At 33.7% G+C, this 21,011-nt stretch carries 16 protein-coding genes; 5 read left to right on the top strand and 11 right to left on the bottom strand.

What is annotated here, in order from left to right; translation table 11 throughout:
* Positions 1-57: 57 nt before the first annotated feature.
* From ACVC43_RS16610 to ACVC43_RS16570, 9 genes are all read right to left on the bottom strand, one after another.
* The gene (locus ACVC43_RS16610; protein ID WP_452225668.1) at positions 58-1,830 is read right to left on the bottom strand and encodes a MutS-related protein; all 1,773 of its coding nucleotides are present in this window, start codon (positions 1,828-1,830) and stop codon (positions 58-60) included.
* Positions 1,831-1,835: 5 nt separating this feature from the next.
* Positions 1,836-2,759, bottom strand: a complete 924-nt coding sequence (locus ACVC43_RS16605; protein WP_452225667.1) for a M28 family peptidase — start codon at positions 2,757-2,759, stop codon at positions 1,836-1,838.
* An 85-nt stretch (positions 2,760-2,844) separates the two neighbouring features.
* Positions 2,845-3,591: a succinate dehydrogenase/fumarate reductase iron-sulfur subunit gene (locus ACVC43_RS16600; protein ID WP_452225666.1), complete on the bottom strand. Its 747-nt coding sequence runs from the start codon at positions 3,589-3,591 to the stop codon at positions 2,845-2,847.
* Between the two features lie 9 nt (positions 3,592-3,600).
* The gene (locus ACVC43_RS16595; RefSeq protein WP_452225665.1) at positions 3,601-5,598 is read right to left on the bottom strand and encodes a fumarate reductase/succinate dehydrogenase flavoprotein subunit; all 1,998 of its coding nucleotides are present in this window, start codon (positions 5,596-5,598) and stop codon (positions 3,601-3,603) included.
* Positions 5,599-5,614: 16 nt separating this feature from the next.
* Positions 5,615-6,301 (bottom strand): succinate dehydrogenase cytochrome b subunit, encoded by a 687-nt coding sequence (locus ACVC43_RS16590; protein ID WP_452225664.1) that lies wholly within the window; start codon positions 6,299-6,301, stop codon positions 5,615-5,617.
* Between the two features lie 298 nt (positions 6,302-6,599).
* On the bottom strand, positions 6,600-8,579 hold the full coding sequence (locus ACVC43_RS16585; protein ID WP_452225663.1) for a serine hydrolase: 1,980 nt from the start codon (positions 8,577-8,579) through the stop codon (positions 6,600-6,602).
* Positions 8,580-8,663: 84 nt separating this feature from the next.
* A complete protein-coding gene (locus ACVC43_RS16580) occupies positions 8,664-9,695 on the bottom strand; it encodes a helix-turn-helix domain-containing protein (protein WP_452225662.1) in 1,032 nt (343 codons plus the stop codon).
* A 116-nt stretch (positions 9,696-9,811) separates the two neighbouring features.
* Complete coding sequence (locus ACVC43_RS16575; RefSeq protein WP_452225661.1) at positions 9,812-10,684, bottom strand: hypothetical protein; 873 nt, start codon at positions 10,682-10,684, stop codon at positions 9,812-9,814.
* A 48-nt stretch (positions 10,685-10,732) separates the two neighbouring features.
* Positions 10,733-13,573 carry a WD40/YVTN/BNR-like repeat-containing protein gene (locus tag ACVC43_RS16570; protein WP_452225660.1) on the bottom strand — a complete coding sequence of 947 codons (2,841 nt, stop codon included), beginning with the start codon at positions 13,571-13,573 and terminating at the stop codon, positions 10,733-10,735.
* 177 nt (positions 13,574-13,750) lie between these two features.
* Between ACVC43_RS16570 and ACVC43_RS16565 the strand changes: the two genes are divergently transcribed.
* The gene (locus ACVC43_RS16565; RefSeq protein ID WP_452225659.1) at positions 13,751-15,043 is read left to right on the top strand and encodes an aminopeptidase P family protein; all 1,293 of its coding nucleotides are present in this window, start codon (positions 13,751-13,753) and stop codon (positions 15,041-15,043) included.
* Between the two features lie 137 nt (positions 15,044-15,180).
* Entirely contained in the window at positions 15,181-15,684 is a 504-nt protein-coding gene (locus tag ACVC43_RS16560) for a hypothetical protein (protein WP_452225658.1), read from the top strand.
* 128 nt (positions 15,685-15,812) lie between these two features.
* Here the strand turns inward: ACVC43_RS16560 and brnQ are convergent, their stop codons facing one another.
* Positions 15,813-17,111: a branched-chain amino acid transport system II carrier protein gene (brnQ, locus tag ACVC43_RS16555; protein ID WP_452225657.1), complete on the bottom strand. Its 1,299-nt coding sequence runs from the start codon at positions 17,109-17,111 to the stop codon at positions 15,813-15,815.
* A 36-nt stretch (positions 17,112-17,147) separates the two neighbouring features.
* Between brnQ and ACVC43_RS16550 the strand changes: the two genes are divergently transcribed.
* The gene (locus ACVC43_RS16550; RefSeq protein ID WP_452225656.1) at positions 17,148-17,927 is read left to right on the top strand and encodes an alpha/beta fold hydrolase; all 780 of its coding nucleotides are present in this window, start codon (positions 17,148-17,150) and stop codon (positions 17,925-17,927) included.
* Between the two features lie 68 nt (positions 17,928-17,995).
* On the top strand, positions 17,996-18,271 hold the full coding sequence (locus ACVC43_RS16545) for a hypothetical protein (protein ID WP_452225655.1): 276 nt from the start codon (positions 17,996-17,998) through the stop codon (positions 18,269-18,271).
* Positions 18,272-18,277: 6 nt separating this feature from the next.
* Here the strand turns inward: ACVC43_RS16545 and thiL are convergent, their stop codons facing one another.
* A complete protein-coding gene (gene thiL, locus ACVC43_RS16540; protein ID WP_452225654.1) occupies positions 18,278-19,324 on the bottom strand; it encodes a thiamine-phosphate kinase in 1,047 nt (348 codons plus the stop codon).
* 174 nt (positions 19,325-19,498) lie between these two features.
* Between thiL and ACVC43_RS16535 the strand changes: the two genes are divergently transcribed.
* Entirely contained in the window at positions 19,499-21,007 is a 1,509-nt protein-coding gene (locus tag ACVC43_RS16535; RefSeq protein ID WP_452225653.1) for a choice-of-anchor B family protein, read from the top strand.
* Positions 21,008-21,011: the final 4 nt, after the last annotated feature.

Below are 21,011 nucleotides of genomic sequence, written 5' to 3'. Positions count from 1 at the left end.
AATAAATAAGTAGAAAAACTTCCTGCCTCAATCTTCAGTTATGAGACTTCAGACATCTCAAACAATCTCCATCTTCTTCAACAAAAAACTGGCATTCATGTTCTGGCAAATGCCTTTTTTAAACGTGTAATCGAAATACAACTCATCATTAATTATCTGTGCATCGAAATAGTAATTTTTAACTTCTTCAAGTTCTTTTTCAATCTCACAAAGGCTTAAATCGTGTGTTGCAATAATACCTGTAGCATGACCAGACACTAACTTTTCTACAAATTTTCGTGAGCCAATGGCTTTATCTGTGCTGTTTGTGCCTTTTAAAATTTCATCTAAAATAATAAAGTAATTGTCCTCTTTTTCGATAGCATCAACAATGTATTTTAAACGTGTCAATTCACTAAAAAAATAAGAACTGTCATCGGTTAAAGAGTCGCTCGTGCGCATGCTTGTAATAAGTTTTACAGGAACATATTCGCTGGATTTTGCACAAACAGGCATGCCAATATTTGCCATAACAATGTGCAAAGAGACTGTTCTTAAAAAGGTGCTTTTTCCAGCCATATTTGCACCAGTTATAATATAAAACTGTTCGTTTTCAATTTTAAAATCGTTGTCAACACGTTTTTCGGGTTTTAATAAGGGATGTCCTAATTGCGTGACTACCGTTTGTTTACCTTGCTCTAATATTTTCGGGTAGACATAGTGTGTGTGATTAAAAGCATAATTCCCTAAACTGTTAAAGGCGTCAAAGAACGTTACCACCTCAAACCACTCTTCCACAGTATCATGGTAAGTTGCAATCCACTGCTCAATAGCATAGCTATTTCCAATGTCTGTAAGAAAATATCCGTTTCCAAAAACGGCAGAAATAATATTATTCCTGTTGTCTAAGGCATCCATGGCTTTAGATAATTCTGTTAAAATTGCTGAAGCTTTTTTACTCTCAAGCCTGATTTTATTTTGCTTTTGCAAAAGTAATGCTGAAGTAAATTCTTCGGTTTCAATAGCTTTTAAAAGCTCTGCGTATTGCCTGAAGGTATCACGAATTTTATCGGTATGTGATGCTAAATCGTTTATTTTTTTTAAATATCTTCCTGTAACAGCCAACCCGATTAAAAGCCAATAACCAATAAATGCTATTGGTATTAATTCTAAAATAGCGATAACAAAAATTATGATTGAAGCTACTGAAAAAACTAACGGCAAGTACTTTACCACCTTTGGCAAAAAAGAAGTATGCTTATGTAACCATTTAACAATGTCCTCAGGTTTGGTTTCAACCTTAATTAAATAAGCAATGGCCTGAAAGTGTTGGCGCCATTCTGTTTTATTTGCAAGTTCTTTAATGGCTTCCTGTCTGTTATCTATATTATTTGTGTTATTTGCTTTTAAAATATTAGATAAAGCCAGACTACCACTTTTTGTTGCTGTTCTATTTGTAAATTGAAAAAAAGAGCCACGTCCAAACAAATCGATATCTAAAGCGTAATTATGTTGTGGATCTTGATATTTAACTCCTTCATTTCTATGAAAAAAATCACCAGAACCTATTTTTAGTTCTTCTTCGTTTATAGAAACCAATGCTTTTTTTAAATTGTATTGCGTTTTTAAATTTGTGTATTTCAGTAATAAAAACAGAAATAAAACAACACCTATTAACCCACAACCCACTGCTATTTGCCAATTACCAAAAGTTAAATATATACTAATAGCAGTTGCGAGAAACACTAACAACCTTGCCGTACTTAAGCCTGTAAGTTGCTTGTATATTTTAGAAACCTCAGCCTTATAAATGGCTAACTGTTCTTGATAATATAGTGTTGAATTTTGCATATTCTCTATAATGGTAATGCATCAAATTTTGTAAAAATTTGAATAATAGTCTCTACAGCATCTTGATAAAACTGGTTATCAATACGCTCGAAATCATCGGTTGGTTTATGGTAATCTTCATGATCTGCTACTCCAAAATATATAAACGGAATATTGGCTTTATGAAACGCTGCATGGTCACTTGAATTTGTCCAGTTATCACCAGAGTCTAAGCCTTCGTGGCCAATAAGCAAATCTACTTTTCCTAAATCTTCGAAATTTTCAATAATTGGTTTTAACTGCCCATAGTATCTTGTACCAACAGCGAAGAGCTCGTTGTTATCGCTTCGGCTAATCATATCCATATTTAAATTCAATACAATATTTTTTTGTTGAATGGTATTGTCCTTTACAAAGTGATAAGCACCTTTTAACCCCAATTCTTCTGCATCGAATGCTGCTAAAATAACGTTATGCTTTGGTGGGTATTTTTTAAAAAATTCAGCAAAAGCAATGAGTGCACTTACACCAGAAGCGTCGTCATCTGCACCATTATATATTTCGCCACCTTTAATACCTTCATGATCGTAATGTGCAGATAATACTATGTATTTATTGGTGTGTTCCGTACCTTTAATTTCTCCTAATACGTTAACTGCATTGTATTTTCCAAATTGAAATGGTTGCTCTGTTACGGACACACCGTGATTTTTAAACGCATCCACAATATATTGTTTTGCCTTTAATGCACCCTCTGTTCCTGTTCTTCTACCCTCAAAAGCATCAGAAGATAATGTTTTTATGTTTTTAAGTAAAGCTTGTGTTGAATAGGAATACGTGGTTATTGGCGAACTGTTTTCAGCTTTCTTAGGTGATTCAGCTGTTCGTGTTTTACAACTCATCGATAACAAAGTAATGCATAATATATAAACTAAATTGCGTTTTTTCATTTTGAATAGAATTATAGGTAAAGCTAATTAAAAAAACCCAAGCTCATAGACTTGGGTTTTATATAAATACTTTGTATCTAATTTGTTATCCTTTTAAAGAAGCGGCTAAATACTCACGATTCATACGTGCAATATTTTCTAAGGAAATACCTTTTGGGCATTCCACTTCGCAGGCTCCTGTATTGGTACAGTTACCAAAACCTTCTTCGTCCATTTGCTTAACCATATTTAAAACACGTTCTGTAGCTTCCACACGACCTTGAGGTAATAAAGCGAATTGTGAGACTTTTGCACCTACAAATAACATAGCCGAAGCATTTTTACAACTTGCTACACAGGCACCACAACCTATACAGGTTGCTGCTGAAAAAGCATCGTCTGCATTTTCTTTTTCAATAGGAATTGTATTGGCATCGATAGTATTTCCAGAAGTATTTACAGATATAAATCCTCCTGCATGTTGAATACGGTCGAAAGACGTTCTATCGACTACTAAATCTTTGATTACCGGAAAAGCTTTAGCTCTAAATGGTTCAATAAAAATGGTATCACCATCTTTAAACATACGCATATGTAATTGACAAGTGGTTACGCCTCTGTCTGGACCATGTGCTTCTCCATTTATGTATAATGAGCATGAGCCGCAAATACCCTCACGACAATCATGGTCGAAAGCTACTGGCTCTTCTCCTTTTTCTATTAGTTCGTTATTTAAAACATCTAACATTTCGAGAAAAGACATATCTGGTGATACATCGCTGATTTTGTAATCAACCATTTTTCCCTTATCGTTAGCGTTTGCTTGACGCCATATTTTTAACGTTAAATTCATAGCTTCTTTTTATTTATAACTTCTTTCTTTAACTTCAATATTCTCGTATGCTAATTCTTCTTTGTGAAGCACTGCATCTTTAGGTTCACCTTTATATTCCCAAGCCGATACATATTGAAATTCTTTACGACGCATCGCTTCACCTTCTGGTGTTTGATATTCTTCTCTAAAGTGACCTCCAGCAGATTCTTCACGCTGTAAAGCATCTTTGGCAAACAGCTCTCCTAATTCAAGAAAATCTGCGACACGACCAGCTTTCGCTAACTCCTCGTTGAACTCGTTGGCTGTTCCTGGTACTTTAACGTCTTTCCAGAATTCTGCTCTTAATTGAGAAATTTCTGTAATTGCCGATTTTAAATCTTCAGCATTTCTTGCCATTCCACATTTATTCCACATAATTTTTCCTAATTGTTTATGGAAATGGTCGACAGAATGGGTGCCGTTATTATTTATTAAATGGTCTATATTTTTTCTAACTTCGGCTTCAACCTCATCAAACTCTTTAGTATCTGTAGAAATTGGACCTGTTCTAATATCATTAGATAAATAATCTCCAATGGTGTAAGGTAGAACAAAATAACCATCGGCTAAACCTTGCATTAAGGCAGAGGCTCCAAGCCTGTTTGCACCATGGTCTGAGAAATTGGCTTCACCAATACAGTATAAACCAGGAATGTTGGTCATTAAATTATAATCTACCCATAATCCACCCATTGTGTAATGAACAGCTGGGTAAATCATCATAGGTGTATTGTATGGATCTTGATCTACAATTTTCTCATACATTTGGAATAAGTTTCCGTATTTATTTTTAACAACTTCTTGACCTAGTTTCTTTACTAACGCTGCATCATCTTCATTTAAACCTTTTACATGTGCTTGTTCTTTACCATAACGTGTAATTGCCGAAGCGAAATCTAAAAATACAGCTTCACCTGTTGCATTAACTCCATAACCAGCATCGCAACGCTCTTTGGCTGCACGAGAAGCAACATCACGAGGTACTAAGTTACCAAATGCAGGATAACGACGCTCTAAATAGTAATCGCGATCTTCTTCGGCTATGTCTTTTGGATTGAGTTTTTTATTTCTAATAGCTTCTACATCTTCCATCTTTTTTGGCACCCAAATACGTCCATCGTTACGTAAAGACTCAGACATTAATGTAAGTTTAGACTGATGATCGCCCGAAACAGGAATACATGTTGGATGAATTTGTGTGTAACAAGGGTTAGCGAAAAATGCACCACGTTTATGTGCTTTCCAGGCTGCTGTTACATTACTTCCCATGGCATTTGTAGACAGGAAGAAAACGTTACCATAACCACCAGTTCCTAAAACCACAGCATGCGCAGAATGTCTTTCTATCTCTCCAGTAATAAGGTTGCGTGTTATAATTCCTCTTGCTTTACCATCGACTTTAACAACGTCAAGCATTTCATGACGATTATACATTTTAATTTTCCCACGACCAATCTGACGATTCATCGCCGAATATGCACCTAATAATAATTGTTGCCCAGTTTGTCCGGCTGCATAGAAAGTACGTGATACTAATACACCACCAAACGAACGGTTATCTAAAAGCCCACCATATTCTCTTGCAAAAGGAACACCTTGTGCAACACATTGGTCGATAATATTTGCTGAAACCTCAGCTAAACGATAGACATTAGCTTCACGCGAACGGTAATCACCTCCTTTTACGGTATCGTAAAATAAACGGTAGGTAGAATCGCCATCGCCTTGGTAGTTTTTTGCTGCGTTAATACCTCCTTGAGCTGCAATAGAGTGTGCACGTCTTGGAGAATCCTGAAAACAAAAAGCTTTTACATTATATCCCAACTCTGCTAAAGTTGCTGCAGCAGACCCACCAGCTAATCCGGTTCCTACAACAATAACATCTATGTTACGTTTGTTAGCAGGATTAACTAAATCGATATGATTTTTGTAATTCGTCCATTTATCTGCAATTGGACCTTGAGGTATTTTAGAATCTAAAGCCATTTTTAGATGTGTTTAATTAGTGAGTAAAGTGATGAAATAATGCTATGAAAACAAACCCTAATGGGATGATAATTGCATAAGCCTTTCCAAAACCCTGTAATCCTTTTGTGTATTTATTGTTCATTCCTGTTGATTGGAATGCAGAGCTAAACCCGTGTAACAGGTGTAATGCTAAAAAGATAAAAGCAATGCAGTATAAAACTACGCGCCATACATCTGCAAATTTATGATGAAGTTCTTCCCAATACCTAAATCCGCTATCAATATTATCTGGATCTATGAGTCCGCTCATATCACCTTTAAAGTATTTTACATTTATTTCTGGTGCCCAAAAATCGTAAAAGTGAAGCCCAATAAATGCTAAAATAGCCAAACCGCTCCATATCATGTTTCTACTCATCCATGTTGAGTTTGCCGAACCATTATTTTTAGAGTAGTTAATTGCTCTTGCGTTTCGGTTTCTTATTTCTAAAACAAAACCCATGATAAAGTGAAAAATCACTCCGAAAATTAAAACAGGCTGTAACACATACTGGATTAACCAAAAAGTACCCATAAAATGCGAAACATTATTAAATGTGTCTTCGCTAAATACCGATAATAAATTGATTGTAAAGTGTTGTAATAAGAAAATCATTAGAAAGAGTGCCGAAAGTGCCATGGCAAACTTTCTTCCTATTGAAGAATTTAAAATTCCGCTCATTATTTTTGTAGTTAAAGTGTAGTTCTTACAAAGATAATGCTCGCGAGCTGGTATAACAAATTTTAAATGCTGTTTTATGTTCTATTTAGAATGGGTTTAAGTTAGCTAAAAACCTTCAGTTCTTTTTTGTACTAACTTTATGTTATTAGACTAAGTGTTATTGCAAAAATTAAAGCATCAATTTTATAACAAATTGATGCTTTATAAACAATCACATTTCATTTTTTGTCTTACTATAAACAATAAACATGTTTTAATTTAGCCAAACTTCTATCATATTTTATATGATGATTTTTGTTTAAAATAATTCTAAATCTGGCCATGTTGCAATTGTATTAATACCTTCTTCAATTGCCTTTTTAAATGCAGTACTGTGTGATGTTTCTCCATCATTATACCTTTTAGAGTAATTGGTTAATACTGCATAACTAATACTATTATTCATTTTGTTTAATATAGTACTGGTTCCAGACATTCCTCCTCCATGAGACATGATTGATGCATTACTATTGACTCCCCAACCTTTAGCATAACCGTTACCTAAAGAGGAAGTAGTCATTGCTACAAAAGAAGAATCTTTTATAATGTCTTTTTTAGAAGATTGCCCATCTACACGCACCATAAAGCGCATTAAGTCTATAGCAGAACCTATCCATCCGCCATGAGCATCCATTTTTTGCATTTGTAGTTTATAAGGGTCGCCATATGTTGTGTAATAAGCTACTTCTTTATATTCTAAATCTTTCTTTTCAATAGCTCCTATTTTCATGGTTTTAATACCACAAGGTTTTAAAACATTTTCTTTTACATACTTTTCGTAAGATTGCCCTGATTTTTTTTCAATAATCCTACCCAATACACAATACCCAAAATTAGAATATTCCCAAAAATCGCCTGGTGTGTGGCTTGGATTTCTTTCGTCTAAAATTCTCTTAAATAATTGTGCATAACTTTCTTTTTTATACAAATCCATAGCTGCAGGCCATTTATCTATGGTTTCATTTGGATCTCTATTATTATCCCACGCGTGCCCTCCTGCTGTATGTTCTAACAAGTGTTTTACCTTTATTGCTTTTTCTCTGTTTCCGTAGGCTTTAGTGCCATAGGTTGTACCAAGAATTTTACCTGAACCAAATACCTTGTCCGAAAGTTTTAATTTGTTTTGTTCTACTAATTTCATAATAGCAACACTAGTGAAAGGTTTAGATATACTGGCTTGACGATATAAACTTGATGCCGAAGCTATTATTTTTTTATCCTTATCTCCATAACCGTAACCCTTTGCATATACTAACTTTCCATCTTTTACTATAGCGATAGTAACTCCTGGAACGTTATATTTTTTTTGAACTGCTTTTATCTTATCGTCAAGTTGTTTAACATCTACATACTTCCAACCACCAACCGATTTGAAAGAGGCTGCATATCCTGCTTTATTTCCTGCATCATGGCCACTTATACTTACTGGAACAAATCCCTGATAATAATGATTATCGTATTGTAATTGGTAATTTTTACTATTCATACCATGACGCGCACTGTAAAGTCCATTTACTTTTTCCATAATAAAAGCATAGTACACTTTACCACTAACATTATAGCTATCTACATGCGTTAGTTTATACCCTTTTTTTGAATATTCTGTATAGGCATCCTGATATTGTTTACCAGTTAAACCATGCTTGGTAACATAATCGTTATTTTTTGCTTTTTTCCAAATAGCAGCATAGTATAATTTGCCTTTTACACCATAACCACTAACATGAATTAATCGATAACCATCCTCATGGTTTTTATTAAATTCTTCTTGATATTTTTTACCTGTTAGTCCATGTTTTGCTCTTACGTTTCCTTGGCCACCTTTTTGCCAAATGGCAGCATATATAGCTTTATTGCCATCTGAACAGCCATCAATATGAATTAATTGGTATCCTTTTTCTCTCCATTTATTAAACTCTTCTTGATACTGCTGTCCTGTTAGTCCATGTCTTGCAACTAAACCAGAAGTATTGCCTTTTTTCCATAAAGCGGCATAATAAATTTTGCCGTTTACCAAGTAACCATCTATGGATATTAACTGGAAACCTTTATCACTAAATTTTGTAAAATTCTCTTGGTATTTATTTGAAGACATACCGTGCATAGCCACCCAATTGTTAAGAGATTTTGTTGCTGTGGTTTTTTCGGTTTTAGTAATTTTTTTGTTGTTTGTTTCGCTTGCATATGAGAAACTAAAGATTAATAGTACCCAAAATGCTAATTTTAAATTTGTTTTCATCGTTTTTAATATTTTGAATTAATAGCGATGTAAACTTAATATATTCAATATATCTTGTATCCTAAATTATTGATAGTAAAAGAATTAGGACTTAAAAGTGTGTATTTTTTTGAATTTGGTAGGTGAAATACCTGTGTGTCTTTTAAAAGCATTGTAAAAAGCCGACTTAGAATTAAATCCAGATTCTAAACCTATGGATAACATTGGGTACAAATAAAATGTAGGATCGGTTAATTTTAATTTCACCTCTTCTATGCGGTAAATATTTATAAAATCTGAAAAATTATGTCCGCTAAGCGTATTAATTAATTGTGAAAGGTAATTTGTGCTGATTTTTATTTTTTCTGAAACCGTAATAAGTTTAATATCTGGATCACGATATAATTTTTCTTCTTCCATTAAATAACATACTTTTTTATAGTATGCGTTATCATCAGTAATATTTAAACCTTTTTTTTGGTCTAATTGTAATAATTTTTTTTCTGCAAGTTTTGCTATAAGAAGAAACAAATAAAGATGTTTTTCTGTAAAAAACGATTGTTTTGAGTGTTCTGCATCTAAAACACCTATTAGTTTTTCTTCTAAAAAAATAGGAACTGCAAGCTCCGACGCTCTCTTTTTATCATCAACAATATAGCGATTGTCTTTAGTGGTATCCTTAACTAATTCGTGTTTTCCAGTTTTAGCAACACTTCCTACTATGCCTTTGCCTACTGGGATTTGTTTAGGTAAATAAATTTCTTTTTCTCCTTTTCTTTTATTGCCAAATGCTGCTACTTGACATAGTTCTTGTTGTTTTTCATCTAAAAGATATAAAACACAATCTTCCAAGTCTAACTTAGAAATACAGTTTTCAATAATATCCCAAAGAACTTCTTTTGTTTTGTTTTTATTGAATAGCGACGTTGCAAAATAGCCTAATATTAATGTGACCTCATATTGGTTTTTATGCAAAACAGAAAGCGCATGAGCATCGAATAATTTATCTAAACTTGATAAATTAATTGCTTGTTGCTTAACCTTATTTTTAGACGTTATTATTTTATATAAAAACAGAATTAAAAATAATGTAACAGCAATAAGTATTAAGATTTCATAGGATAACAAGCGTAACATTTCTATAGTCTATTATTTAAAAATACGATTAAATCAAGGGTTTAGACTTTTATTTATCATATTTCTACTACATATAAATTATAGAGCTTGTGTAACTAATTCTCCAACAATATAGATTAATTAGACTTAAACGGAATTAATCCGCGCAGTCCCATATCTACAACTTGTTCTCCTGCATTTGGCTCGTATTTCCCATCATTATTGACTTCGGTCCATTCAAAACTATTATTAACCGAGAATGATAAAGTTACCTCTACATCTTCAGTTTCATTACCTGTAATGCTAAATGGTGTTTCAAAAGCTCCAGTTACAACACAAGACCCTTGTGGTACTGGTGAGGTATCAAATAATGGGTTTGGCACTGTAGTCGCTCCTTCTGGTGCTTGACCTTGTGTAGTAAACCCTGATGCTTCGAATGCCCAAAATCCTTGAAGTTTATTTTCGTTAATGTTAAAAGTGCTACCATTAATACTAAAAGATGAAATGTAGCTATTGTAACCTACAAAACTTCCGAGAGTACCTTGTACTTCTGTTCCGTTAACAAGAACATTAATTTTTCCTTCTTGGTAAGCCAAAGACACGCGAACCCACTCATAACTGCCTACACTCACATCGCTTAAAGGGATGGCTACAAAGGTTTGATTATTTCCTGCAAATACAGCATTTTGAAAATCTATTGCTATACTTCCTCCTTGATTGGTTTCTGCTCCCTCAAAAACAACTTCTCCTTGACCTAAAGGAGTTATTGCTGTAGGCGCAAATTCTATGTAATTTGCACTCATTCTTGCAACTTCTGGTGATTGTGCTGCATTTCCAGCAGGTATTGTGGATGGCTCCCCAAAATTATTTAAACGCTCTTGAGTGGGATCGAACTTTAATTTTATAATTAAGTTAGCTCCATTATTGTTTTCAGTTGAATCGTTATCGTCACTACTACAAGACATAATAGAAACAATGGCTATTAAGGTAATTACTTTTAAGAGTTTCATTTTGCTTTTTGTTTTAATTATTTAACTCAAAAATTATTAAAATAGTATTTATTCTATTTCAAACCCTTTAGTTACACCATCTACGTAAACTAAATAGTTTCCTTTAGGCAAGTAATATTTATCGTTTTTAGCCTTATTTATATCTATGGAAGTGTTTTCTTTTAAAAGTTTTTTTCTTCCTTTTTCTGTAAGGGTTAAATCGTACTCCACGTAATTAAAACCTTTGTCTGCATCTATGTCTATAGTTTGTAATACTGAATTTTTATCACTTCTTATTTCAATCGTTTTTTTAGATGCAGCATTGGCATAAAATTTAATGGTCGTAGTGGGCTCATAAGGTTGCATCCATTTACTCCAGCTGTTTCCCCATCGACCATTGGCTTTTATTTTTTCGGTATCAAAAATAGTTATAGATTCATTCATTAATGCCGTATTCATTTTTTGAATAGGCTCAACATTAGTTTTATAAATACTTCTTCCATGTGTACCAATTAACAAATCGTTTGCTTCTTCATGCAACACCATATCATGCACTGCAACTGCTGGTAAATTTTTTGAGAATGCTTCCCATTTTTCACCTTGATTTAAAGACACATAAGCACCATTATCGGTTCCTAAATAAAGGATATCTTCGTTTACAAAATCTTCACGAATAACATTTATTGGCGCATGTGGAATGTTTGATGCAATGGAAGTCCATGTTTGCCCGAAATCTTCCGAAACATAAACATAACTTGTAAAATCGTCCCAACGATACCCATTCAAGGTTACATAAACGCGTTCTTTTTTATGTTTTGAGGCAATAACTCTGCTCACCCACAAATCCTTTGGAAACGACGTTGAAATATTAGTCCAATCACCACCACCATTATTAGTAATATGTACCAGACCATCGTCGCTACCAACGTAAATTAAACCAAATTCAAATGGCGACTCGCTAATTGTTGTTAACGTGCCGTAGGCTACATTTCCTTTTTTTCCTCCGTTAGTTAAATCTTTAGAAATGGCTTTCCAAGTGTCTCCTTTATCTAAAGAACGCATTAACTTGTTACCACCTAAATATAATATGTCCTGATTGTGACGAGATAAGTGAATTGGTGTTTGCCAATTAAATCGGTAAGGATTTTCACCTAAATCATGTTTTGGCTGAATGTAAGTTTGCTCGCCAGTGTCTCTATTTAACCTGAAGTAGTTTCCAAATTGGTAGCCTGTGTACACAATATCTGGATTTCTATTATCTATTTCAATTTGCATACCATCACCACCCATTATGGATTGCCAAGGATATTGACCATTTTGATGCCAGCCTTTATCTTCTGGAGCATTGTGAGCACCAACCCAAACACCATTATCCTGTAAACCACCATAAACTCTGTACGGTTTTTGGTTGTCTACATTAATGGCATAAAACTGCCCAACGCTGTTTACATTAAGTTTTTCCCAGTTTTCGCCATCATCGTAAGACATGTTTAAACCACCATCGTTACCATCTATTAAATGCCCAGGCACTTTTGGGTTTACCCATAGTGCCTGATGGTCTGCATGTACATTTTCTTTACTTATTGACGTGAATGTTTTACCACCATCTTTAGATTTTAAAATAGGCACTCCCATAATGTAAATACCATTCTCATCTTGTGGACTTACTCTAATCTCTCCAAAATAGTAACCATAACTGTAATAGACATCGTCTAAATAATCATCGTGAGTTTTATTCCATGTTTTTCCGCCATCATTGCTTTTGTAAACCTCAGCTCCAATTACTGGTGTATCAAACAACATAGAGTTAGCATCTTCAAGGTAATTTGCTAAATCCATTGGTTCTACATTACCGCTACGCACCATTTGTTTCACGTTTTCGGCTCTGTATTTTTCCTGAAAGCCATTCATTTTTAAAAAGCCATTTAATTTTTTATCGTCCAGATTTAAAAACGTTTCAACACTCATGGTTTTAAATTCTTCTTTTTTTAGTCCGCGAGTATCGTCTTTTTTAACCTCTTCTTTTCTTCGGAATTGATTGTCATGAAACGCATAAATTACATTATCGCTAAAAACTGCTAAACCAATACGACCTACGCCACTTCCTGTTGGAAATCCGCTATTTTCGGTGGAAATGCGCGTCCATGTTTCGCCAGCATCCGTACTTTTAAAAATAACCGAATTGTTTCCACTACCAGCAAAGTTCCAAGCTTTTCTATCACGAGTCCATGACGAAGCAAATAAAATATTAAAATTATCTGGTGATGCTTGTACGTCTATAATGCCGCTATTTTCATCAATAAATAATGTCTGTTGCCAGGTTTTACCACCATCTTTAGTTTTGTAAATACCACGCTCTTGATTTGGAGAATACAAATGCCCAGTAACACCAATAATTACTTCCTCGGGATTATTTGGGTTAATTAAAATGCGGCCAATATGGTGTGAATCTGGCAAACCTGCATGCTCCCATGTTTTACCATTGTCGTTAGATTTTAAAATACCAATTCCTGCATAAGAGGAACGCGAACTGTTGTTTTCTCCGGTTCCAACCCAAATGGTCCTGTTTTTCCAGTCTACAGCAATATCACCAACATTTTGTGTTTGTGCTGTATCTAAAATTGGTGTAAAAGAAGAGCCGTTATTTTTAGTGTGCCATAAACCACCAGAAGCATAACCAACATAAAACTCTGCAGTATTATTTGGGTTTACATCAATATCTGTAACACGTCCACTCATCACTGTTGGACCAATGTTTTCGAAAGCCATATTTTTAACTAACGATTTTGCTGCCATTTCTTGTTTTTGCACAAGTGCTTGTTTAACAGATTGCGCATTAGTGGCAGGTTGTTGTGCTTCAATATTTAAAATTGATAAAAAAGTAAGTACAAAAAGTATCTTGAATTTCATATGGAAGTGTTTAAGAGTTTGAAGGTAATCATTCTGTTAAAATTGAACAAAACCGAAGGGCTTTTAGTCAAGAAAATGCTATTTTTGGTTTATTAGTCTTTCCGATAGACGGAAAAAATATATTAGAAACCCATTAATAAGATTCCCTTTGTCAAGGGAACTAAATATCCTTTTTCAATGAAATACCATAAAATAGACAATAAACTCTTTATTAAAAACCGTAAAAATTTCGCAAAACAAATGGAGTCCAATAGTCTTGCTGTTTTTAATTCTAACGATATTTATCCTGTAAGCGCAGATAGCACATTACCGTTTCAACAACATAGAGATATTTTTTATTTAAGTGGCGTGGATCAAGAAGAAAGTATTTTAGTACTCTATCCAGATTGTCCTAATCCGAAAAATCGTGAAATACTGTTTCTAAAGGAGACGAACGAACATATTGCCGTTTGGGAAGGCGAAAAACTAACTAAAGAAGCTGCTTACGCTACTAGCGGAATTAAAACAGTATACTGGTTACAAGATTTAGAAAAAGTAATGGCAGAAGTGATGTCGCAATGCGATACGGTTTACATTAACACCAACGAGCATTATCGCGCTAATGTGGAGACCGAAACGCGTGAAGCACGTTTTACAAAGTGGTTAAAAAATAAATATCCTGCACATCGCGTAGCAAAAAGTAACCCAATTTTACAACGTTTACGCTCTGTAAAAGATCCTATTGAAATAGATTTAATACAAAATGCTTGTAACATTACAGAGCAAGGTTTTCGTCGTATTTTAGATTTTGTAAAACCTGGCGTTTGGGAATTTAACATTGAAGCAGAATTTATGCATGAGTTTTTAAATAATCGTTCTAAGGGTTTCGCCTATACACCAATTGTAGCCTCAGGAAATAACGCTAATGTTTTGCACTATATAGAAAATAACCAAGAGTGTAAAGCTGGCGACTTAATTTTACTGGATGTAGGTGCAGAATATGCTAATTACTCAAGCGATATGTCGCGTACCATACCTGTTTCTGGAAAATTTACTAAACGACAAAAGGAAGTTTACAATGCGGTAAACAGAGTTAAAAATGATGCAACAAAACTGCTGGTTCCTGGCACCATATGGGCAGATTATCATGTTGAAGTTGGTAAATTAATGACGAGTGAATTAATAGGTTTAGGCTTATTAGATAAAGCTGATGTTAAAAATGAAAACCCAGATTGGCCAGCATATAAAAAATATTTTATGCATGGTACATCGCACCACATGGGATTAGACACACATGATTATGGTATTTTAACCGAGCCCATGCAAGAAAATATGGTGTTTACTGTAGAGCCTGGTATTTATATTCCAGATGAAGGATTTGGTATTCGTTTGGAAGACGATGTAGTGATACAAAAAAGTGGAGAGCCATTTAATTTGATGCGTAATATCCCAATTGAAGCTGATGAGATTGAAGAGATTATGAATGGATAATTATTATTTTTTTAAATAACATAGATTAGAAAGCAGGCTTTAAAAGCTTGCTTTTTTTAAATTCTACAACTCATTATTTTTTTTTAAATTTATAATGAAGTAAACTAACCAATTATTAATTTTTTTTAGCCGAAGACATGCAGAAACCTATAAAACAAAACATTTCTGAATTAGAAAAAAGTAAACTCGATATTCTGGTAAAAGAATATGAATTGACAAATACTAAAATTGAAAAATTTGTGGGTAATCAGTTTCTGTATACACAAGGCGCATTGGCATTAGCTGGCGGATATATTTTCTTTTTAGTAGAAGGCATTGCAATAATTGACAAGACAGTAAACAGCGAAACAGACACTAAACTATATTTGCAATTTTTACCCTTTTTTGTCTTGATGATTTTAACAGGTATTTTATATCAGTATCAAAGAACAATAGGACTACAAGGCTATAAGCAATATCTTGAAATGAAGATTAATGATCTTTTAGGAGAGAATCTTATCTCTTACGGCCATTTAGGAATGAAATACATGCTAAAGAAAAATTTAATTGCATTATTAAATACAATTTTATATGCATTAGTTTATGTTGCAGCCTGTGTTCTTGCATACATTAAACCTTCGGAACCGAAAGAGCCAGCGTAGTGGCTTGCTCATCTTTTAGCATTTGTATTATTTATTATTGTAGCAATAATACAGACAACTAATTACTCGAAAAAAGTTAAAATTTTAGCTGTAGAAATTAATAATAGTGAAGATTCTTTGAACGATTTTTAGATTGAAGATTTTCTTTTCTTAAAAATGAAATTCGCTAAAAAGAAACTTAACAATGCAGGCAAAACCCAACCCAAACTATATTTAGCCAAAGGAATAAGGTTAATTAAACCTGTTAATCCTTCCGAAGGCATTAAAAAATTAAGAACATCAGGAATACTAAACAGAAAGGTTACCAAAACCACCCATCTAAAGACTGTTTTTGATGCTAATTTTTGATTTATAGCATTTAAAATAATCAAAACAATTGTTATAGGATAGATAAATAATAAAATGGGTAAGGCAATAACTATAATAGAATTAAAATCTAATTGTCCAACCACTACGCCAATTACGCAGGATATAATGGCTGTTATTATATAAACGAGTTGTGAGTTTTTTAGTAATCCCTTAAAAAAGTCGGCAGCACCTGTTACAATACCTACGGCAGTTGTAAAGCAAGCTAACGAAATAAGGACGCTTAAAACCGTGTTTCCAAAGCCACCTAAAGCCTTTATACTTATTCCTCGTAATAAATTAGCACGTTGCATATCGCTACTTAAATTACTGTTTAAATCTATTTCAGATCCATAATAAGCACCTACAGCAATTAGTCCTGCATAAATTACAAATAGCCCTAAACCTGCTATAAACCCAGATTTTTTTATAAGTTGTTTTTTTGCTTCAAATGGTGCATCACTCTTTATGTTGATTGAAATAATTATTACAGCACCAACAACTACTGCTCCAATAGCATCAAAGGTTTGATAGCCTTCTAAAACACCACTAACAATTGGTGTTTCAAATTGTGAAGGATTCGTAATCATTTCAGTAGAAAATAATCCAATAGCTATTACCACTAAAAGCATGATTACAATTAATGGCGTTAAGTATTTTCCTATAATATTTAAAATTTTAGAACGGTTTAAAGCAAAAATTAAAACCAGAAAAAAATAAATACTACTGGTTAATAATGGTGTGGTACCAAAAGCAGGGTGTATGGCAATTTCGTGGGTTGCTGCTGCTGTTCGAGGCGAAGGGATTGCTACTGCCACCAGGTAAATGAGAATACAATAAATTAAACTAAAAACTGGCGATACTTTTTTACCAAAATCAAACAAAGTCCCTTGTAGCTTTGAGTGCGCATAAATTCCAACAATAGGTATTACTACGGCTGTTATAACAAACCCAATGGTTACTAAAATCCATTCGTTACCAGAATTATAACCCAAAAGAGGCGGTAACAATAAGTTTCCTGCTCCAAAAAAGAGAGAAAACAAAGCGAAACTAGTAATTAGTAAGTCTTTAGTTTTAATCAAAACAATCATTTTATATTTGTCGAATATAGTTTAAATATGAATTTAGAGTACAAACACATCAATATTTTTTATACAGACACTGGTAAAGGTTCTGCTATTGTTCTGCTACATGGTTTTTTAGAAGATAGCCAAATGTGGACAGATTTAATACCAGAATTATCCAGAAATCACAGAGTAATTACTATCGATTTATTAGGGCATGGCAAAACCGAATCTCTTGGCTATGTCCACACTATGGAAGATATGGCACATGCTGTTTTTTACGTGTTGAAACATTTAAAATTAAGAAAATATACTTTTGTAGGGCATTCTATGGGTGGCTATGTGGCTTTAGCTTTTGCAAAATTATTTCCTGAAACAGTAAAAGGAATAAGCTTACTAAACTCTACTTACGAGGCAGATGATGAGGAAAGAAAAAAACTAAGGGCTCGTGCCAACAAAATGGTACAAACCAATTACGAAAACATGGTGCGCATGAGTTTTGCAAACCTGTTTAGTGCAACGAGCAAATTAAAACATGCTGAAGCCTATGATAATGCTCTTCAAATTGCTTTAAAAACACCGCTTCAAGGATATATGGCTGCTAACGAAGGCATGCGACAACGTGAGGACTCTTCGGTATTTTTTGCTCAAGCTACATTTAAAAAAGTAATTTTATTAGGTGAGAAAGATAGTATTCTTAACGTTGAAAAAATGGTAGAATTTTCTGAAATACATGCTATTGAAACGCATGTTTTTTCTGAAGGACATATGAGCCACATCGAAAATAAAATAAATTTTATTAAACAAATAATGCATTTCGTCGAAAAAAAATAGCTTTTTATCGGTTAATTTGATTTGTTTCATTAAGTTTGAGCGCCTTAACAATCGTAATAATGAAAATTATGAAAAAATCAACCAACAAAATAGCAACGGTACCTCATTTTTTCTGTAATGTTTTTGGACATAAATACGAGGTGTCCAAAAAAATTACTTATCATGTAAAAGAGTACAAATGTTGTAAGTGCAACAAACAGTTAACTACTAACGGTAGAGGAAACCTTGTCGAACTTACACCCAAATACCAAGAAATTAATTCTATTTTATCTAAAATTCATAATAAAAGGCAGGCCAGATTGCGTCGGGAAGAATTACTTACGGCGTATAAAATGTCCTCTTAGATTTTTTTAACTATTAAAAGTCTTCCAGCCTTGAGCTTCAATAGGAATTTTGGTTTCTGCTCTGGTCACTAAATGTGCTCCAGCGTTTTCTTCAGTTATATAACCAATAACTGTTAAATTAGGATTTGCCTTAATTTTTGGGAAATCTTCCTGAGAAATCGTCATTAATAATTCGTAATCCTCTCCTCCATTTAACGCTACCGTTGTACTATCGATATTAAACTCCTCGCAGGTTGAAATAACTTGTGGATCTAAAGGAATTTTTTCTTCATACAAATCACAGCCTACACGACTTGCCTTACAGATGTGTAAAATTTCTGAAGATAGCCCATCGCTAACATCTATCATTGCAGTAGGCTTAACATTTAAATCTTTTAACAGCTTAACAATATCTTTTCGTGCTTCCGGTTTTAATTGACGCTCCATAATGTAAGTATAAGCTTCTAAATCTGGTTGGTTATTTGGGTTAACCTTGAAAACTTCTTTTTCACGTTCTAGAATTTGAAGTCCCATATAAGCACCTCCCAAGTCTCCTGTAACTACTAATAAATCGTTTGGTTTCGCGCCACTTCGGTAAACCACATCTTTTTTATTTACTTCACCTATGGCAGTAACCGAAATTAACAAACCAGATGTAGAAGACGTAGTATCTCCACCTACAACATCAACATTATATATTTTTGAAGCTAAAGCGATACCTTCGTACAAAGCTTCTAAAGCTTCCAAAGGAAAACGATTAGAGACAGCAATAGAGACTGTAATTTGTGTAGCTTCGGCGTTCATTGCGTAGACATCAGAGAGGTTTACAACTACAGCTTTATAACCCAAGTGTTTTAAAGGCGCATAGCTTAAATCGAAGTGTACACCTTCAACCAACATATCTGTGGTGACCACAATTTGTTTTGCTTTTAAATCTAAAACAGCAGCATCATCTCCAATACTTTTTATTGTAGACTTTTGTTTAATTTCAAACTGTTTGGTAAGATGCTCAATTAAACCAAATTCTCCTAATGTACTTAACGGTGTTCGTTGTTGATTTTTATCTTCTATCATGGTGCAAAAATAAGAAGGATAATTATAATGCTTGTGTAAATTTTACATTCTTCAATAAACTTGTATAATTTTCTGATAAAAAACGCAAGAATGCTACACTTTATCTTTTAAAATCAACGTTTTATCGTTTATTATTATTAATTTCGTGCAACTTATTTTTTAAATTTAGCCCAAATGCTTAAAAATTACTTTTTAGTCCTACTTATTTCTTTTTCATTTTACAATGTTATAATTGCTCAAACACCATGCGTATCTGGTATGGCTGGCATATACCCATGTAATGATTATGATTTAATGTCTATAATACCTGTTTCTACTTTAGCTACAACATCTGGAACTCCCGAGGGAAGCGATATTTGGGGCTGGACAGATCCATTAAACGGAAACGAGTATGCCATAGTAGCTACAACAAATAGCACGGCATTTGTAGATGTTACTAATCCTTTAAATCCAATTTTTTTAGGTCGTATTAATTCTGCTAATGGTAATACCTCTACATGGAGAGATGTAAAAGTATATAATAATCATGCGTTTATTGTAGCAGATATTATTGGAAATCATGGCATGCAAATATTCGATTTAACTATTTTAAGAAATGGAATCGATGCAGATTTAACTTTTGATGGCGCGCAAGTTTTAAATTATACTGGAGATGGTGGAACTGATGACTTAGTTATTGGCAGCTGCCATAACATTGTAATAAATGAATCTGAAGGCATCGCTTATTTAGTGGGTTGCGGTTCTGCCAATGGTGGTGGTCCAATTTTTATAGATATAAGTGATCCTTCAAACCCAACTACATTGGGAGATTATACGGCTGGAGGCTACACTCATGATGCCCAAGTGATTACATATAACGGCCCAGACACAGAACATACTGGAAAGCAAATTTATATTGGAAGTAATGGAAATTCAGACAAAGTTGTTATTCTTGATGTTACCGACAAGAGTAATGTAATTGCAATAAATGAGTTCTCCTACCCGCAAACAGCTTATGCGCACCAAGGTTGGTTTACTACAGACCAGCGATATTTTATTTTAGGAGATGAAATAGACGAGCAGGCTTTTGGAGGCAATACACGCACAATAATTTTCGATTTTTTAGATTTAGATGCCGATTTTTCTAATACTTCCTTAAATTTAATAAATGATTATTTTGGCCCAACTTCGGCAATAGACCATAATGGATATGTAAACGGTGATTCTTTTTATATGGCAAGTTATACAGCTGGACTACGCGTATTAGATGTACCAACTTTAGTCTCCAGCAACAATACAAATGCAGAAATTGGGTTTTTCGATACTTATCCTGCTCATAACAATACCAGTTTTAACGGAGCATGGAGCATTTATCCATACTTTGCAAGTGGAAACATTGTTATAAATGACATTGAAAGTGGTTTGTTTATTGTTAGAAGAAGTGGCACCCTAAGCGTACCTTCATTTACGACTTCAAACAATTTTACTTTGTCTCCTAACCCTACAACATCAACCTCAACTTTAAAAGGGAATAATAATGCTATAATAAATAGCATTGCTATCTATAATGTACTTGGTCAAAAAGTATTTGAGAGAGACAATATAAATGCTTCGACCTTCGTTTTACCAACAAAAGATTACGCTTCAGGAATATTCTTAATTAAAATCAATAATTCTGTAACTAAAAAATTGATATTAAAATAAATTG

It is taken from the genome of Lacinutrix chionoecetis (assembly GCF_053604665.1).
This window is presented reverse-complemented; position numbering and strand designations above follow the sequence as displayed.

Coding starts and splice junctions, on each gene's coding strand:
- ACVC43_RS16595 (WP_452225665.1), bottom strand. CDS start 5,598: ATGGCTTTAGATTCTAAAATACCTCAAGGTCCAATTGCAGATAAATGG.
- ACVC43_RS16580 (WP_452225662.1), bottom strand. CDS start 9,695: ATGTTACGCTTGTTATCCTATGAAATCTTAATACTTATTGCTGTTACA.
- ACVC43_RS16535 (WP_452225653.1), top strand. CDS start 19,499: ATGCTTAAAAATTACTTTTTAGTCCTACTTATTTCTTTTTCATTTTAC.
- ACVC43_RS16570 (WP_452225660.1), bottom strand. CDS start 13,573: ATGAAATTCAAGATACTTTTTGTACTTACTTTTTTATCAATTTTAAAT.
- thiL (WP_452225654.1), bottom strand. CDS start 19,324: ATGATAGAAGATAAAAATCAACAACGAACACCGTTAAGTACATTAGGA.
- ACVC43_RS16545 (WP_452225655.1), top strand. CDS start 17,996: ATGAAAAAATCAACCAACAAAATAGCAACGGTACCTCATTTTTTCTGT.
- ACVC43_RS16575 (WP_452225661.1), bottom strand. CDS start 10,684: ATGAAACTCTTAAAAGTAATTACCTTAATAGCCATTGTTTCTATTATG.
- ACVC43_RS16605 (WP_452225667.1), bottom strand. CDS start 2,759: ATGAAAAAACGCAATTTAGTTTATATATTATGCATTACTTTGTTATCG.
- ACVC43_RS16565 (WP_452225659.1), top strand. CDS start 13,751: ATGAAATACCATAAAATAGACAATAAACTCTTTATTAAAAACCGTAAA.
- ACVC43_RS16560 (WP_452225658.1), top strand. CDS start 15,181: ATGCAGAAACCTATAAAACAAAACATTTCTGAATTAGAAAAAAGTAAA.
- ACVC43_RS16585 (WP_452225663.1), bottom strand. CDS start 8,579: ATGAAAACAAATTTAAAATTAGCATTTTGGGTACTATTAATCTTTAGT.
- ACVC43_RS16600 (WP_452225666.1), bottom strand. CDS start 3,591: ATGAATTTAACGTTAAAAATATGGCGTCAAGCAAACGCTAACGATAAG.
- ACVC43_RS16550 (WP_452225656.1), top strand. CDS start 17,148: ATGAATTTAGAGTACAAACACATCAATATTTTTTATACAGACACTGGT.
- ACVC43_RS16590 (WP_452225664.1), bottom strand. CDS start 6,301: ATGAGCGGAATTTTAAATTCTTCAATAGGAAGAAAGTTTGCCATGGCA.
- ACVC43_RS16610 (WP_452225668.1), bottom strand. CDS start 1,830: ATGCAAAATTCAACACTATATTATCAAGAACAGTTAGCCATTTATAAG.